Source organism: Gellertiella sp. DMC107, assembly GCF_056313605.1.
Genome location: NZ_JBQUZZ010000003.1, coordinates 339,718 through 354,486 on the forward strand (window position 1 = coordinate 339,718; position 14,769 = coordinate 354,486).

Below are 14,769 nucleotides of genomic sequence, written 5' to 3' on the forward strand. Positions count from 1 at the left end.
GTCAGACCGCAATCAATGCCGCGGCCACGGCGCGGGACTCGGACAGCATGATATTGAAGGTGCGCACGGCGGCCCCCGTACTCATCGGATCGCTGCCAATGCCCTTTTCCCGCAACGCCGCCTTCAAGGGCGCAGGCAAGGGGCGCAGTTCCTTGCCGGTCCCGACCAGCAGCACTTCGATGCCTTCCGCCTCCGCGAGGACCCTGGCGAACAAATCAGCCGTGAGCGCGCCGCCCTCTTCCGCCTCCCATCCGTAAATCCCCGATGGAAGGCAGAGGATGGACCCGCGATGGGACATATCCGCGAAACGAAATCCACCGTTGCCATAGGCATCGATGGGCGCGCGCCCCGGGAAATGGGCATCGCGGATTTCTATGCCCCGCGCCATCAGACCGCCGCTTCGCCGACCTCAGGCGCCTTTTCGTCATCGTTCTTCTCGAAGGCATCGGTGCGCAACTTGAACGCGATCAGCACCGGTGCAGCAATATAGATCGAGGAGAAAGTACCGACAGCCACACCGAACAGCATGGCGAAGGTGAAGGAGCGAATGACTTCCCCGCCGAACAGCCAGAGAGACAGAAGCGCAATCAGCGTGGTTGCTGACGTGAGGATGGTTCGCGAAAGCGTCGTATTGATCGACGTATCAATCAGCAACGGCAAGGGCATCTTCTTGAACCGGCGGAGATTTTCACGCATGCGGTCATAAACGACGACGGTGTCGTTCAGCGAATAGCCAACGATGGTCAGAACCGCTGCGATGCTGGTCAGGTTGAATTCCACGCCGGTGAAGACGAAGAGTCCAAGCGTGAGCATGACGTCATGGAGCGTGGCGATGATCGCACCGAGGGCGAACTGCCATTCGAACCGGAACCAGATGTAGATGAGAATCGCGCCGAGCGACGCCAGCACGCCGAGGGTCGCCATGGTTGTCAGCTCGCCGGAGACGGCGGGCCCGACCACTTCCACACGACGGAATTCATACTGTTCTTCCAGCTCGCTGCGGATCAGATTGACAGCGGATTGCTCTGCATTCTCGCCGCCTTCCTGCGCCTGAACACGCACGAGGGCACTGGCGGGATCGCCAAAACCCTGCGCCTGGATTTCACCGAGGTTCAGCTCGCTCAACCGTTCGCGAATGTCACCCAGATCGGCATTGCCCTGCTTCGCCTTGAGCTCGATGATGGAGCCCCCCTTGAAGTCGATCCCCAGGTTCATGCCGATGGTGGCGAAACCGACCACCGAAGCAATGGAGAGCGCTGCCGACACGATGAAGGTATACCGGCGGAAAGACATGAAGCCGATATTGGTGCCATCGAGAATGCCGGAACGAACGCCGTTCGGCAGGTGCTTGGGACGGCGCGTCTTGACCCATACGGCAACGAGCCAGCGGGTGAGCGTGTAGGCGGTGAACACGGTGGTTACGATACCGACCGACAATGTAACCGCGAAACCGCGGACGGGGCCGGAGCCCATGAAGAACAGGACGACCGCGGCAATCAGCGTCGTCAGGTTGGCATCCACGATGGTTGCCAGCGCCTTTTCGAACCCGAGATCGAGAGCCTGAATGAAGCTGCGACCGTTGCGCACTTCCTCGCGCACGCGCTCGTAAATGAGAACGTTCGAGTCGACGGCCATCCCCATGGTCAGCACGATACCGGCAATACCGGGAAGGGTGAGCGTCGATCCAAGCGTCGTCAGAACGGCGAGCATCATGATCACGTTGGCCGCGAGGGCCACGTTTGCGATCATTCCGAGGAAACCGTAGAAAATTAGCATGAAGGCGACGACGGCGACCGCCCCGATCGCACCGGCAACCAGACCGGCATGGATGGAGTCGGCACCGAGGCTCGGTCCGACGGTCCGTTCCTCGACCACCGTCAGCGTCGCCGGCAAAGCGCCGGCGCGCAGAAGCACGGCCAGATCATTGGCCGTCTCGACCGTGAAATTGCCGGAGATCTGACCGGAACCGCCGATGATCGGCTCGTTGATGCGCGGCGCGGAAATGACCTGATTGTCCAGAATGATGGCGAAGGGCTTGCCGACATTCTGCTGGGTGGCCTCGGCAAAGCGAAGCGAGCCCTTGGAGTTGAAGCGGAACGAGACGACCGGCTCACTGTTCTGCTGATTGATGTTCGCCTGCGCGTCGACAAGGTCTTCGCCAGACACCAGCACCCGCTTCTCGACCACATAGGGCACGGGCGGATCATCCGGCGAATAGAGAACTTCGGTTCCGGCCGGCGGACGGCCATTGATGGCTTCCTGGACCGGGACCGACAGGTCCACCATGCGGAAGGTCAGCTTGGCCGTCTGGTTCAGCAGCGCCTTGAGGCGCTGCGGATCCTGCAGACCCGGAACCTGCACGATGATGCGGTCCTTGCCTTGCCGTTGGATCAACGGCTCCGTATTGCCGAGTTCGTCGACACGCCGGCGAACCACTTCGATGGATTGCGTAACCGCCGCCGAAATACGGTAATCGATCCCGTCATCGGTAATATTGAGCTTCAGCAGCCCGTCCGTGCCGTCTTCGAGGGTTGCTTCCTGGATGCTTCCACCCAGATTTCCCGTGCTGACGAGGGCCGTCAGCGGTTTCAAAGCTTCCTTGGCGGCTTCGACCTGGTTCACATCACTGATGCGGACCTGAACGGACTGGCCGACACCTGCCAGACCGGTGTAGCGAATATTTGCTTCACGCAGTTTCTGGCGGACGTCGCCCACCGTTGTCTCAAGCCGTTCCTTGACGATATCGGCCCGCTCGAGCTTGAGCATGATGTGCGAGCCACCCTGCAGATCGAGACCCAGCGTTACCTTCTTCTGCGGCATGAAGCTCGGGAACGTCGCCAGCAGGTCGCTGCTGAGAGCATTGGGCAGCGATATGACGGCTGACACCGCAACGACGAGCCAGATCAGGATGGTTTTCCACCGGGAAAAATACAGCATGGGTATCTCGATATCTTGAGGTTCGGCCGGACCTGTGTCCGGACGATTATTCCGACTTGACCGGTTCGCCCTTCACGCGGACATCGGCAACGAACGTGCGAACGATGCGAACGCGCACGCCATCGGCGATTTCCACTTCAAGCTCATTGTCGTCAATCACCTTGGTGACTTTGCCCACAACGCCGCCACCGGTCACAACCTGGTCGCCGCGACGGATGTTCTTCAGCGTTTCTTCACGGCGCTTGCGCTGCTGGGTCTGCGGACGGATCAGCAGGAAGTACCAGACGACCATGAGCGGGACGAACAGAACGAACATTTCCATGCCCGAACCGAAAATGCCGCCAGCGGCCTCGCCGGTTGCAGTCTGCGCGTAGGCTTCGGTGAAAAACATCAAGGAGCTCCTGAATCTGAAAGAATAGGCGTGGCCGCGCTTCCGCACGGACCGGCGGAATATAACGACGAACGCCATGATTACAACTGGGCGGGGCGCGCAGCCGTACCGTTTCCAGCGCTCTTAGCCTTTTCGGTTCCGAAAGGCCATGGTAGCGGATCGGCACGACGGAAATTATTCGGCTTTTCCCTCATCGAATATCGGAGCAGGACCATGGATGAAGCCAAACTGGACCTCTTGCTGAAGGAGATCGCTCGCCTGGCCGATGCCACGGAGCGTCTGGCCGGTCCCCGTCCGGCCGAGAATGACGTTTCAAAGGCGGACTGCTTCGTGTGGTCGCCCGCGCGACACTGGTTGCAGCCGGTGCCCCAACCGAACCGCATTTCGCTTTCGCTCATCCGGGGTGTAGACCGCGTTCGTGATATTCTTCACGAGAACACGATACGGTTTGCCCAAGGCTTTGCCGCCAACAATGTCCTTCTCTGGGGCGCGCGCGGCATGGGCAAGTCTTCGCTGGTGAAGTCCGTCCATGCGGATGTGCGCAAGAGCATATCCCCCGACCTCAAGCTGGTGGAAATTCACCGGGAGGACGTTTCCACATTGCCGGGTTTGCTCGAGATCATCCGCGAACGGCCCGAGCGTTTCATCCTGTTCTGCGACGACCTGTCCTTCGACCATGACGACTCGTCCTACAAATCGCTGAAGGCGGCCCTGGACGGGGGCGTGGAGGGGCGTCCGGACAATGTAGTGTTCTACGCAACGTCCAATCGCCGCCACCTGCTGCCTCGCCACATGATCGAGAACGAGCAATCCACCGCCATCAATCCATCGGAAGCGGTTGAGGAGAAGGTATCGCTGTCGGATCGGTTTGGCCTGTGGCTTGGATTCCACAAATGCAGCCAGGATGATTATCTCGCGATGATCGACGGTTATGCCGCCCATTACGCGCTCGAACTCACTCGGGACGAGATGCATCGGGAGGCGCTTGAATGGGCCACTACCCGGGGCGGACGCTCCGGGCGCGTTGCCTGGCAGTACATACAGGATCTCGCCGGCCGGCAGCGCAAGGTTCTGCAAAGGGACTGAAAGCAAGAAGGCCCGACCGCAAGGCCGGGCTCTTCATCTTGGCTGAAGGATCGCTCAGTTCAGGAAGGTCATCGGGTTGACCGGGGTCGCATCCTTGCGGACTTCGAAGTGAACCTGGGGCCGTTTGGCGTTTCCGCTCATGCCGGAGGCCGCAAGAGTCTGACCGCGCTGGACCTTCTGGCCGCGGCTGACGTTCAGGCTGTTTGCATTGCCATAGACCGTTACCGTGCCGTCGTCGTGGCGGACGAGAACCGTATTTCCGAGTTCTTTCAGACCATTCCCGGCATAGATGACCACGCCGTTTTCGGCAGCCTTGATCGGCGTGCCTTCCGGAACAGAGATGTCGATCCCATCGTTGCGGCTGCCTTCGACATTGCTGCCGTAACCGGCAATGACGGCGCCACGGACCGGCCAGCGATACTTGCCGATACCCGTCTGATCGGGGGCTTCCGCATCGTCGCCCTTGGCGGCGGCTTCGCTGACCGTTTCCTTGGCGACCGGAGGCTTGTAGGACGCGGGCTCCGCCGCGGGCTTGGGCTGGGCGACCGCAGCCGGCGCCGCTTTCGCGGGAATGGAGGCAGTCTTCACAGCATCTGCCGCATCGGCGGTTGCAGGAACGCCACCCTTGCCCGGCAGCTTCAGCACCTGCCCCACGCGAATGGTGGAGGCAGAAAGACCATTGGCAGCCTTGAGGGCATCGATCGGCGTACCGGTGGCCTTGGCGATTTTCGCCAGAGAGTCACCGGGCTTGACGGTGTAGGAGCCTTCATCGCCGCCACCTGCGGCAGGCTGGGGCAGTTTGGCACCCTCGGCCGTCTGCTTGACGCGAAGCGTATTTCCTGCCGGCAGGGTCGCCACGTCGTTGGTCGGCTCCTTGCCGGGCAGCGGAAGCTTGCCGGCGGGCAGATCCGCGACCTGGGCCGATCCCTTGGCGGCATTCGGCGCCTTGCCGAATGTGGGGATGATGATCTGCTGTCCGACGGAGACCTGACCGGCAGAGGCAAGACCATTGACCCGCAGGATCTCCTTTTCAGGAACGCCATAACGACGGGACAGGCCGCCGATGGTTTCACCCGGCCTCAAGGTGACGGTCGGGGCGCCGTTCGCGCTCCAGCCTGACTTTGACGGGACGTCTGCAAGCTTGGGCTTGTCCGACAGCTTGGACGGCAGCGGCTGCGCAAGCGCCACCTTTTCTCCAGGTGCGGCCAGCGTCGCTCTCTCCACGGTCACGGGTGTCGAGGCAAGGCGGGCCTGGGATACCGAGGTCGTGCCGGTGGTTACGTTGTCATAGACCTTGCCCGGCATGGGCTGGCTGAGCGCATCATTGCGGGCGCTGGCGGTGTAGACCGGCTGCTGCTGGTAGACTTGCCCCTGGGCCGCCTGGCCGGTGTAGGAGCCGATGTCCTGCCGCGGAATGGGCGCTTCGCCGTTCAGGCCCGTTATATGGCGCTGCGGAATCGCACTGGTCGTGATCGTATCCGGATTGGAAGACGACGATGAAAACAGTCCGCCGAACCGGCTGACATCCGAGCTGCACCCCGCCGCAGAACCGGCGAGCAGCATGGCAACCATGGCCTTTGCCGTGGACTTGCCTACCCTTCCCGAAACCCAAACACGCATGACTCGCACCCACCAATTACGCGAACTCTTGGATATGATTAAAGCGCGTTAGTGTTACTATGCGGTTAAGGGTCTGTACCTGCATGAAGGGCATGCGTGGATTTTTTGATTATAATCTAATCTCAACCTGCTGAATTCCCACGCAAACACAGCCCGGCTCGGTTAAGAAAACGTGTTTGCAGGCGCCTTGAAGGCCGTTGCGGAGAGCGAGGGACCCGCAGGGTCACACCTCGCATCCGCTGCAACCGATGCGTTCAGAGGTGGGAAGAAAGCTTGGACACGATCGGAAGATAGGGCGCGTCGAAAAGGATTTCCGTTTCGAACCGACTGCCGACCTTTGTCAGACGAGCCATCTGGCACCGATCTTCCCCGACGAGAAGAGGCGCAATCATGGAACCGCCAGAAACGAGTTGCTCGGCATAGAAGCGAGGCATGGAGGGAAAGGCGCAGGTCACGAGAATACGGTCGAAGGTGCCATCGCCCTGAAGGCCTGCACTGCCATCGGCGTGGCGTACGATGATATTCCTGAGCCCGAGGTCATCGAACCTTTTCTGCGCCTCGGCTGTCAGGGTTCGATAGCGGTCAACCGTCAGCACGCGCTCGACAAGCCGCGCCATGACCGCCGCAGTGAAACCGCTTCCGGTCCCGATTTCCAGAACCCGGTGTCCTGCCTTGAGCTTCAAGCGGTCAACGATGCGAACCGCGAGGTCCGCACCTTCCATGAACGATCCACATTCGATGGGGATCGTCCGGCTGGAATAGGCGGACGAGGTAAAGGCGGAAGGAACAAACTGGGTCCGGGGTGTCTGCTCTACCGCAGTCAGCAGATCGATATCGTTGACGCCTTCGGCGCGCAAACGAAGGACAAGCGCGGCAAATCCTTCCTTCTCGGCCACACGGGCGTTCATTCTGTTCCCCCCGCACCGAACTGGGCACCCAGCTGGCCGATCGCGTCGTAATCGGTCAGATCGAGCTTCAGGGGCGTGACCGAAATGCGGTTGTTGCGTAGAGCATGAATATCCGTCCCCTCTTCGAAAGCGCCTTTCCGCTCACCGAAGCGTAACCAGTAATAGGGAAAGCCGCGACCGTCGGCGCGTTCGTCGATGACCAGCCCGTGATCCAGCTTGCCCTGCCGGGTGACGGAGACACCCCTCACCTCTTCGGGCAGGCAGTGCGGGAAATTGATATTGACCAGGGTACCTCGGCCCGGTTTGCCATCGAGCAGCTGCTGGATTATGCCGGGGGCGAATTTCTCGGTATTTTTCCAGGAAATCGTCCGCCCCGAATTCGGAATATAGGCCTGTGAGAGAGCGATGGACGGTATACCCAGCAACGTGCCCTCGATGGCGCCTGCAACCGTGCCGGAATAGGTCACGTCATCCGCGATATTCGACCCTGAATTCACACCGGACAAGATGAGGTCCGGAGGCGTGTCGAGCACCTCTCTCACGCCCATGATCACGCAGTCGGTCGGCGTGCCCTTCAGGGCGAAGCGCGTGGGCCCGATCCGCCGGAGACGCAGCGGCTCCGACAGCGTGAGCGAATGCGCAAGACCGCTCTGGTCCGTTTCCGGTGCAACGATCCAGACATCATCGGAAAACTGGCGGGCCACACGCTCCAGAACTGCCAGGCCTTCGGCATGAATGCCGTCGTCGTTGGTCAGAAGAATTCTCATCAGGCCCGCCCTTTGCTATCCGGAACCGCTCAGGCAGCTCTGGTGATCACCTTCGTTCCACCCATATAGGGCACCAGCACGTCGGGTACGGTCACGGAACCGTCCGGGTTCTGGTAATTCTCGAGGACTGCGATCAGAGCGCGGCCGACCGCCACGCCAGAGCCGTTCAGGGTATGCACGAAACGGGTCGCCTTGTCGTCCTTGGCGCGGTAGCGGGCGTTCATGCGCCGCCCCTGGAAATCGCCGCAAACCGAGCAGGAGGAGATCTCGCGATAGGCGTCCTGACCGGGGAGCCAGACTTCGATATCGTAAGTCTTGCGCGATCCGAAGCCCATATCGCCCGTGCACAGCGTCATGGTGCGGAAATGCAGGCCGAGGCGCTTCAGGATTGTTTCGGCAGACGCCGTCATCCGTTCATGTTCGGCAACAGCGGTTTCCGCATCGGTGATCGAGACAAGCTCGCATTTCATGAACTGGTGCTGGCGCAGCATTCCGCGCGTATCGCGCCCTGCCGATCCAGCTTCCGAGCGGAAGCAAGGGGTCAAGGCGGTAAAGCGCAGTGGCAGCTTGTCCTGCTCGATGATATCGCCGGAGACCAGATTGGTCAGCGGAACTTCGGCGGTGGGGATCAACCAGCGACCATCCGTCGTCTGAAACAGATCCTCCGAGAATTTCGGCAGCTGGCCCGTGCCGTACATCGCATCGTCACGGACGAGAAGCGGCGGATTGACTTCCGTATAGCCGTGCTCCGTCGTATGCGTGTCCATCATGAACTGGCCGAGCGCGCGCTCAAGCCGCGCGAGCGGACCGGACAGAACGGTAAAGCGGGCGCCGGAGAGCTTGGCCGCCCCCTCGAAGTTCATGTAGCCCAAGCCTTCGCCGATCTCGAAATGTTCGAGCGGCTTGTAGGCAAATGCGGGCTTTTCCCCATGCATGCGTGCCACGACGTTGTCGTGTTCGTCCTTGCCGACCGGCACATCGTCCAGAGGGATGTTGGGAATACGCGACAAGGCGTCATTCAGCGCGGCCGTGAGATTGCGCTCTTCCTCTTCCATGGCCGGCATGGAGGTCTTGAATTCGGCGACCTCAGCCTTCAGCGCGTCCGCGCGTGCCCCATCCTTCTGCGCCATGGCGACGCCGATTTCCTTGGATGCGGCATTCCGCCGGGACTGCATGTCCTGAAGCGACTGCACCGCCGCGCGGCGCTTTTCGTCCAGAGCAATCAGTTCGGCAGCCAACGGCTCTGCACCGCGCTTGGCAAGCGCTGCATCCAGCTCGGCGGCATTTTCGCGTATCCATTTAATATCAAGCATCGTCGTTCCAAGTCGTTTCAGTGGACCGGACACGGCAAAGGCGGCGCCGGTATCGGACACCGCCTCGAACATTTCTTCGGAGAGGGCTATCGAGACCGCCGCGGCCTGACCGCAGCGGACGGATCATTCCGCGTCAGCCGCGGCCCGGGCAAGTGCTTCCTTGTCCCTGCCCCGCTCGATGAGTCGGGCGGTATAGATGGAGATTTCGTAGAGAAGGATCGTCGGCAGTGCAAGGCCGATCTGGGACATGGGATCGGGCGGGGTGAGGACCGCAGCCACCACGAAAGCAATCACGACCGCATATTTGCGCTTTTCAGCGAGGGACTTCGCGGTCACAAGCCCGACACGCGCCAGAAGCGAGGTGATGACCGGAAGCTGGAAAACGAGCCCGAAGGAGAATACCAGCGTCATGATGAGGCTGAGATATTCAGACACCTTCGGCATGAGCGAAATGGCGACCTGGCCTTTTTCCGGGGCCTGCTGCATGGCGAGGAAGAACCACATGACCATGGGCGTGAAGAAGAAATAGACCAGAGCCCCGCCCATCAGAAACAGGAGCGGAGAGGCGATCAGGAACGGCAGGAATGCGGCCCGCTCGTTCTTGTAGAGGCCCGGCGCCACGAATTTGTAGATCTGCGATGCGATCACCGGGAAGGCGACCACCATGGCGGTAAACGCCGCCACCTTCACCTGCGTGAAGAAAAACTCTTGCGGAGCGGTATAGATCAGCTCCGACTTGGCGATGTCCAGCCCGGCCCAAAGGACCGCCCACTTGTAGGGATAGACCAGCAGATTGAAGATCTGCTTGGCAAAATAGAAGCTGACGAGAAACGCGAGGAAGAAAGCGCCAAGCGACCAGATCAGACGGCGGCGCAGCTCGATCAGATGCTCCAGCAAGGGCTGGGGCTTGTCTTCATAGTCGCCGATCATGCCTCGTCCTTCTTTTTCGCGGCTGCTTTCTTGCGGGGTTTGGCTTCTTCAGCGGTTAATGGCTGGGCATCCGCCTTCTTGCGGCGCACCGGCTTTGCAGGCTCGGCCACGGGGACCGTGTCAGCCACCGCCTTGGTTGCGCGTTTTGCCTTCGGCTTGGGCGTCACCACTTCAGCTACTGGCGGCACCGGCAGTGCAGCAGCGAGAGCCTCCGTGGTCGTAACGGCCTTGGCCTCACCCGGAACTGTTGTGCTGGCCGCTGCGGCGGCGGGCGAACCCGCCGGATCAAGCGAGACGGGAGCCTCGGGCAACACGGGGGCAGGAACCGGAGCGGCGGGCGCTTCCACCGTCCTCTTGATATCGGAACGAATATCTTCCGCCGCCTGGCGCAACGGGTTCATGGCTTCCCGGAGGGAGTTGACCGGATGAAGTTTCTGAACATCGCTGATGGTCTGCCGCAGGTCTCCCATATCCGCCTCGTTCAACGCATCGTCGAACTGCTTGCGGAACTCGCTCGCCATCCCGGAGAACTTCCGCGACATCTTGGCGAATGCACGCAACATCGGCGGCAAGTCCTTCGGACCCACCACGACGATCAGAACGACCGCGATCACGAGTAATTCGGACCAGCCCACATCAAGCATGTAAAAGGCTCCTGACGCCCCTGCAATCGACCTGCGCAAAAACCGGGCGCGAGGTTAGACCGAAATTTCTGAAGCAACGAGCGCGCCCCGGTAGGCAAAGCGCACCCCAACGCCAGAAGATTTACTTGACCTCGTCAGCCTTGTGATCGACCGTCTTCGCGGTATCGACAGGCGCGTCGTCGTCGGCCATGCCCTTCTTGAAGCTCTTGATGCCCTTGGCAACATCACCCATGAGTTCCGGGATCTTGCCACGGCCGAACATGAGCAACACGATCGCCAGCACGATCAACCAATGCCAGATGCTGAAAGAACCCATGGTTCGTACTCCCTGATTTGATGTAGACCTGATGTATGATGTTTAGGTGTCTTTTTCAAACACCAAAATGGCCTGTGGGTTAACCGCAACCGTGACATCCCGGATGCCCTGCGGCAATTGGTCCGCGCGGATGCGGGCCCGGACAGGCTGCTCGCTGCCCGGCACGGCAAGGCTCAGCAACTCCACGACACCGAGAAAACGCCGTGCCACGATACGGGCGGGTATCGGGCCGCCCTCGGCGAGGACGGAAACGCCCGACAGGCGGACGGCGACCGAGACCGCCGCGCCATCCTTGAGATGCGAAGCGGGCGCCTGCCCGAGGGGGGTTTCTGCCAATCCGTCGATCACGCGGGTTTCAAACTCGTTGATCTCAGAAAAGAAGGCCGCAGTGAAGAGGTTGCGCGGACGGCGATAAAGATCGTCTGCGGTGCCTGCCTGGACCAGTCGTCCATCCTTCAGCAAAGCGATGCGGTCACCCATCCGCATGGCTTCTTCGGCATCATGGGTCACGACGATGGCGGTGGCCCTTGTTTCACGCAAAATGGCGAGCGTATCCGCCCGGATCGTATCCTTCAGGCGGGAGTCGAGACCGGAGAATGGCTCATCCATCAGAAGAACGCTCGGGCGCGGCGCAAGAGCGCGGGCCAGGGCAACGCGCTGCTGTTCGCCGCCCGAGAGCACATGGGGGTAGCTGTCGGCATACCGGGAAAGCCCTACCCGCTCCAGTGCCGCCATGGCTTCAGCGGCCGCTTCCCGGCCGGGCAGCGCCGTCAGCCCGAAACGGACATTGTCAAGAATGGTCATATGCGGGAACAGGGCGAAGTCCTGGAACATCAATCCGATGCCCCGCTTTTCCGGAGGCACGAACTGGGAGGGACCGGCAATTTCCTGCTCGTTGAGCAAAAGCCGTCCATGCGTCTGCGCTTCTATGCCTGCGGCGATGCGAAGCAAGGTGGTCTTTCCGGAGCCGGACGGTCCGAGCAGACACAGAACCTCTCCGGGTTCGGCGGTCAGCGACACGCCCTTGATGGTTTCCTTGCCGTGATAGCTGTGGCGTATGTTATCGAAGGTCAGCCGGGCCGCAAACGTGACACCTGCCGTGCGCTTCGAATGGGCGCCTTGCGCTGACAGTCCGTCTGGGGTCATTCCCGAACACTCACTTACAAGCGCCGCTCCTCGCTTGTCTCTTCGAAAAAGCGGCTCAAAGAAAACATGATTTTATTGGTCCGGTTCTCCACCCGGTGTCAAGAGGCCCAGCTCTTCAAGGTCGAGCTGGGTGATGGGATCCTCGTCCTCTGCCAGTTCCTCCTGCATCAGCGGCAGCGGCACCTGGAAGTTTGCGGGAATGCGGCTGGAAAGCAGCCCCGCGCCGCGCAATTCCTCAAGACCGGGCAGATCGCGCAGTTCCTCGAGGCCGAAGTGATCGAGAAATTCAACGGTGGTGCCCAGCGTGACAGGCCGTCCCGGCGTTCGCCGCCGGCCCCGGAAGCGGATCCAGCCGGACTCAAGCAGAACATCCAGCGTGCCGCGCGATGTGGCGACACCGCGTATTTCTTCGATCTCGGCCCGCGTCACCGGCTGGTGATATGCGATAATGGCAAGGACTTCCAAGGCCGCGCGGGAGAGTTTCTTGACCTCCTCCTGATCCGACCGGATGTAGAACGAAAGGTCGCCGGCGGTGCGAAAGGCCCAACTGTCGCCGACCTGCACCAGATTGACGCCCCTGCCCGCATAATCGGCCTTGAGCGATTGCATGACCACCCGCGGCGACATGCCGCGCGGCAGCCGTGCTTCCAGATAGGTTTCACTCACGGGCGCGGCAGAAGCGAAGACCAGGGCTTCAGCGATGCGTTTGGCTTCTGCCAGCACCGGATGCAAGCGGGGTTCCGGTGACGCCTGTGGCTCCTGCTGATCGTCCTGGGGGGATGGATTGTCACTGGTCATCGGATCCCCCTTCCGGCCGGGACGTCACGCGCCCCGGTCCGCGCCGCATGAAAATAGGCTGAAATGCCCCTTCCTGCCGGATCTCCAGACTGCCTTCCCGCACCATTTCAAGGGAAGCGGCAAAGGCACTCGCCAAGGCTGTCACCCGATCCGATGGCTCCGTCAGATAGTTGAGCAGGTACCGGTCGAGAGCGGTCCATTCCGGCAATTCTCCGATCAGGCGGTTCAGGATGCCGCGCGCATCGGCCAGCGACCAGACGCGCCGCTTCTCGATCGTGACCTGTGTGATGGCCTGACGCTGACGAAGAGCCGCGTAGGCGGTCAGCAGATCATAGAGCGAGGCATCATAGGCGGATCGCCGTATCTCGGCGATATGCTCCGGAGCGCCTCTGGCGAACACCTCGCGGCCCAGGCGATCCCGATTGATCAGACGTTCGGCGGCAAGGCGCATGGCCTCGAGCCGCTTCAGGCGAAAGGCGAGCGTTGCCGCCATTTCCTCGCCGCTCGGACCTTCATCCTTGGCCTGCTGGGGGATCAAAAGGCGTGACTTCAGGAAAGCAAGCCAGGCGGCCATGACGAGATAGTCGGCCGCCAGCTCGATCCGCACCTTTCGTGCTGTCTCGACAAAGGTCAGATATTGTTCTGCAAGGGCCAGCACGGAAATCCGGGCAAGATCGACTTTCTGACTGCGGGCCAGATGCAGCAAAAGATCCAGCGGACCTTCAAATCCGGCGACATCGATGATCAATGCCGGGTCGGTGGATGCGCGGTCATCCTCGACCTCGCTCCACAGCCGCTCCAGAGGCGCGCCTGTGGATGTCGGATCGATCCTCCCCCGCGTGGTGGCCATGGCTCACCCTTTCCAATCAGACAGTCGGAAGAAGGGCGTTGAACTCGGCCCGCAGGGCCTCCTCCGAGCCGCCGTCGGCCGGCCGGATCGAGGAAAGCGCCCGGGCCGCCCGTTCGGCGGACTTGCCGGCCAGGGGCCTCGCTTCGGCGACGACCTGCTTCATTTCGTCCATGACGCCGTTGCAATGCAGGACGATGTCGATGCCGCTGGCTGCGATAGCCCGGGCGCGGTCCCCCAGAGTGCCCTTCAGCGCGTTCATGGAACTGTCGTCCGAAATCAGAAGACCGTCGAAGCCGATATAGCCCCTGATGACTTCGTCGATCACGCGAGGCGAGGTCGTGGCAGGGTTGTCGCGATCATAGGCGGAAAACACCACGTGGCAGCTCATACCACAGGGCTCGTCCCTCATTGCGCGGAACGGTGCAAAATCATGGGCTTCGAGCTCTTCACGACTGGCGTGAACGACCGGCAGCTCATGATGGGAATCTGCCATACCGCGTCCGTGTCCGGGCATGTGCTTCATACAGGAAAGCATTCCGCCGGCCTTCAGGCCTTCGGAAGCGGCCATGCCCATTTCGGTGACCATCGCCGGATCGAAGCCATAGGCGCGGTTGCCGATCACGTTGCTCGCCCCCTCGACGGGCACATCCAGCACCGGCAGACAGTCCATCGTGAAGCCGAAGCGCGTCAGGTCGAAGGCATGAAGCCGCGACATCAGCCATGCCGCGCGCAAGCCCCTCTCCCGGTCCTGCCGATATATGTCGCCCAGCACCTGGGCCGAAGGATAGGACTGGAGAATCGGCGGCTTGATGCGTTGTACCCGCCCTCCTTCCTGATCGATGAGAACCGGAGCATGCCACCCCACGCTGTCGCGCATGGAGGCAACAAGATCGGTGATCTGTGCTGCATCACCGATATTGCGGCCGAACAGGATGAACCCCCAGGGGCGATGCTCCCGGTAGAACGCCTTCTCGTCGGGGGTCAGGGAAAGGCCGCTACAGCCAAGAATGAGTGCTTTTGATTCGGTCATTCGAGAATCATACAACCAATCCGCCGAAAGGGT

The 14,769-nt window shown here is 61.2% G+C and carries 15 protein-coding genes; 1 reads left to right on the forward strand and 14 read right to left on the reverse strand.

Features of this window, described 5'->3' with window-relative positions:
- Position 1 precedes the first annotated feature (1 nt).
- From ACT54B_RS12415 to yajC, 3 genes are read right to left on the reverse strand one after another with little or no spacing between them, the layout of a single operon-like run.
- Positions 2-388 (reverse strand): Mth938-like domain-containing protein, encoded by a 387-nt coding sequence (locus tag ACT54B_RS12415; RefSeq protein WP_476045247.1) that lies wholly within the window; start codon positions 386-388, stop codon positions 2-4.
- Positions 388-2,937: a protein translocase subunit SecDF gene (secDF, locus tag ACT54B_RS12420; protein ID WP_476045248.1), complete on the reverse strand. Its 2,550-nt coding sequence runs from the start codon at positions 2,935-2,937 to the stop codon at positions 388-390. The genes ACT54B_RS12415 and secDF overlap by 1 nt, the downstream gene beginning before the upstream one ends.
- A 46-nt stretch (positions 2,938-2,983) precedes the next feature.
- Complete coding sequence (gene yajC, locus ACT54B_RS12425) at positions 2,984-3,328, reverse strand: preprotein translocase subunit YajC (RefSeq protein ID WP_476045250.1); 345 nt, start codon at positions 3,326-3,328, stop codon at positions 2,984-2,986.
- A 213-nt stretch (positions 3,329-3,541) separates the two neighbouring features.
- Here yajC and ACT54B_RS12430 point away from each other — a divergent pair, with 213 nt between their 5' ends.
- A complete protein-coding gene (locus ACT54B_RS12430) occupies positions 3,542-4,414 on the forward strand; it encodes an ATP-binding protein (RefSeq protein WP_476045251.1) in 873 nt (290 codons plus the stop codon).
- A 54-nt stretch (positions 4,415-4,468) separates the two neighbouring features.
- Here the strand turns inward: ACT54B_RS12430 and ACT54B_RS12435 are convergent, their stop codons facing one another.
- From ACT54B_RS12435 to nagZ, 11 genes are all read right to left on the reverse strand, one after another.
- Entirely contained in the window at positions 4,469-6,034 is a 1,566-nt protein-coding gene (locus tag ACT54B_RS12435) for a peptidoglycan DD-metalloendopeptidase family protein (RefSeq protein ID WP_476045252.1), read from the reverse strand.
- A gap of 254 nt (positions 6,035-6,288) precedes the next feature.
- Positions 6,289-6,942, reverse strand: a complete 654-nt coding sequence (locus ACT54B_RS12440) for a protein-L-isoaspartate(D-aspartate) O-methyltransferase (protein ID WP_476045254.1) — start codon at positions 6,940-6,942, stop codon at positions 6,289-6,291.
- A complete protein-coding gene (surE, locus tag ACT54B_RS12445; protein ID WP_476045256.1) occupies positions 6,939-7,709 on the reverse strand; it encodes a 5'/3'-nucleotidase SurE in 771 nt (256 codons plus the stop codon). Before surE ends, ACT54B_RS12440 begins: the two co-directional genes overlap by 4 nt.
- Before the next feature lie 29 nt (positions 7,710-7,738).
- Complete coding sequence (serS, locus tag ACT54B_RS12450) at positions 7,739-9,022, reverse strand: serine--tRNA ligase (RefSeq protein ID WP_476045258.1); 1,284 nt, start codon at positions 9,020-9,022, stop codon at positions 7,739-7,741.
- A 123-nt stretch (positions 9,023-9,145) separates the two neighbouring features.
- The gene (gene tatC / locus ACT54B_RS12455; protein WP_476045259.1) at positions 9,146-9,952 is read right to left on the reverse strand and encodes a twin-arginine translocase subunit TatC; all 807 of its coding nucleotides are present in this window, start codon (positions 9,950-9,952) and stop codon (positions 9,146-9,148) included.
- Positions 9,949-10,596, reverse strand: coding sequence for a Sec-independent protein translocase protein TatB (gene tatB / locus ACT54B_RS12460; protein ID WP_476045261.1), 648 nt, complete (start codon positions 10,594-10,596; stop codon positions 9,949-9,951). Before tatB ends, tatC begins: the two co-directional genes overlap by 4 nt.
- Positions 10,597-10,717: 121 nt before the next feature.
- The gene (locus ACT54B_RS12465) at positions 10,718-10,912 is read right to left on the reverse strand and encodes a twin-arginine translocase TatA/TatE family subunit (protein WP_476045263.1); all 195 of its coding nucleotides are present in this window, start codon (positions 10,910-10,912) and stop codon (positions 10,718-10,720) included.
- A 42-nt stretch (positions 10,913-10,954) separates the two neighbouring features.
- Positions 10,955-12,058, reverse strand: coding sequence for an ABC transporter ATP-binding protein (locus ACT54B_RS12470; protein ID WP_476045265.1), 1,104 nt, complete (start codon positions 12,056-12,058; stop codon positions 10,955-10,957).
- 72 nt (positions 12,059-12,130) lie between these two features.
- Positions 12,131-12,856, reverse strand: coding sequence for an SMC-Scp complex subunit ScpB (gene scpB, locus ACT54B_RS12475; protein ID WP_476045266.1), 726 nt, complete (start codon positions 12,854-12,856; stop codon positions 12,131-12,133).
- Positions 12,846-13,706, reverse strand: a complete 861-nt coding sequence (locus tag ACT54B_RS12480) for a segregation and condensation protein A (RefSeq protein ID WP_476045267.1) — start codon at positions 13,704-13,706, stop codon at positions 12,846-12,848. Before ACT54B_RS12480 ends, scpB begins: the two co-directional genes overlap by 11 nt.
- Positions 13,707-13,722: 16 nt before the next feature.
- Positions 13,723-14,736, reverse strand: coding sequence for a beta-N-acetylhexosaminidase (gene nagZ / locus ACT54B_RS12485; protein WP_476045269.1), 1,014 nt, complete (start codon positions 14,734-14,736; stop codon positions 13,723-13,725).
- Between the last annotated feature and the right edge of the window lie 33 nt (positions 14,737-14,769).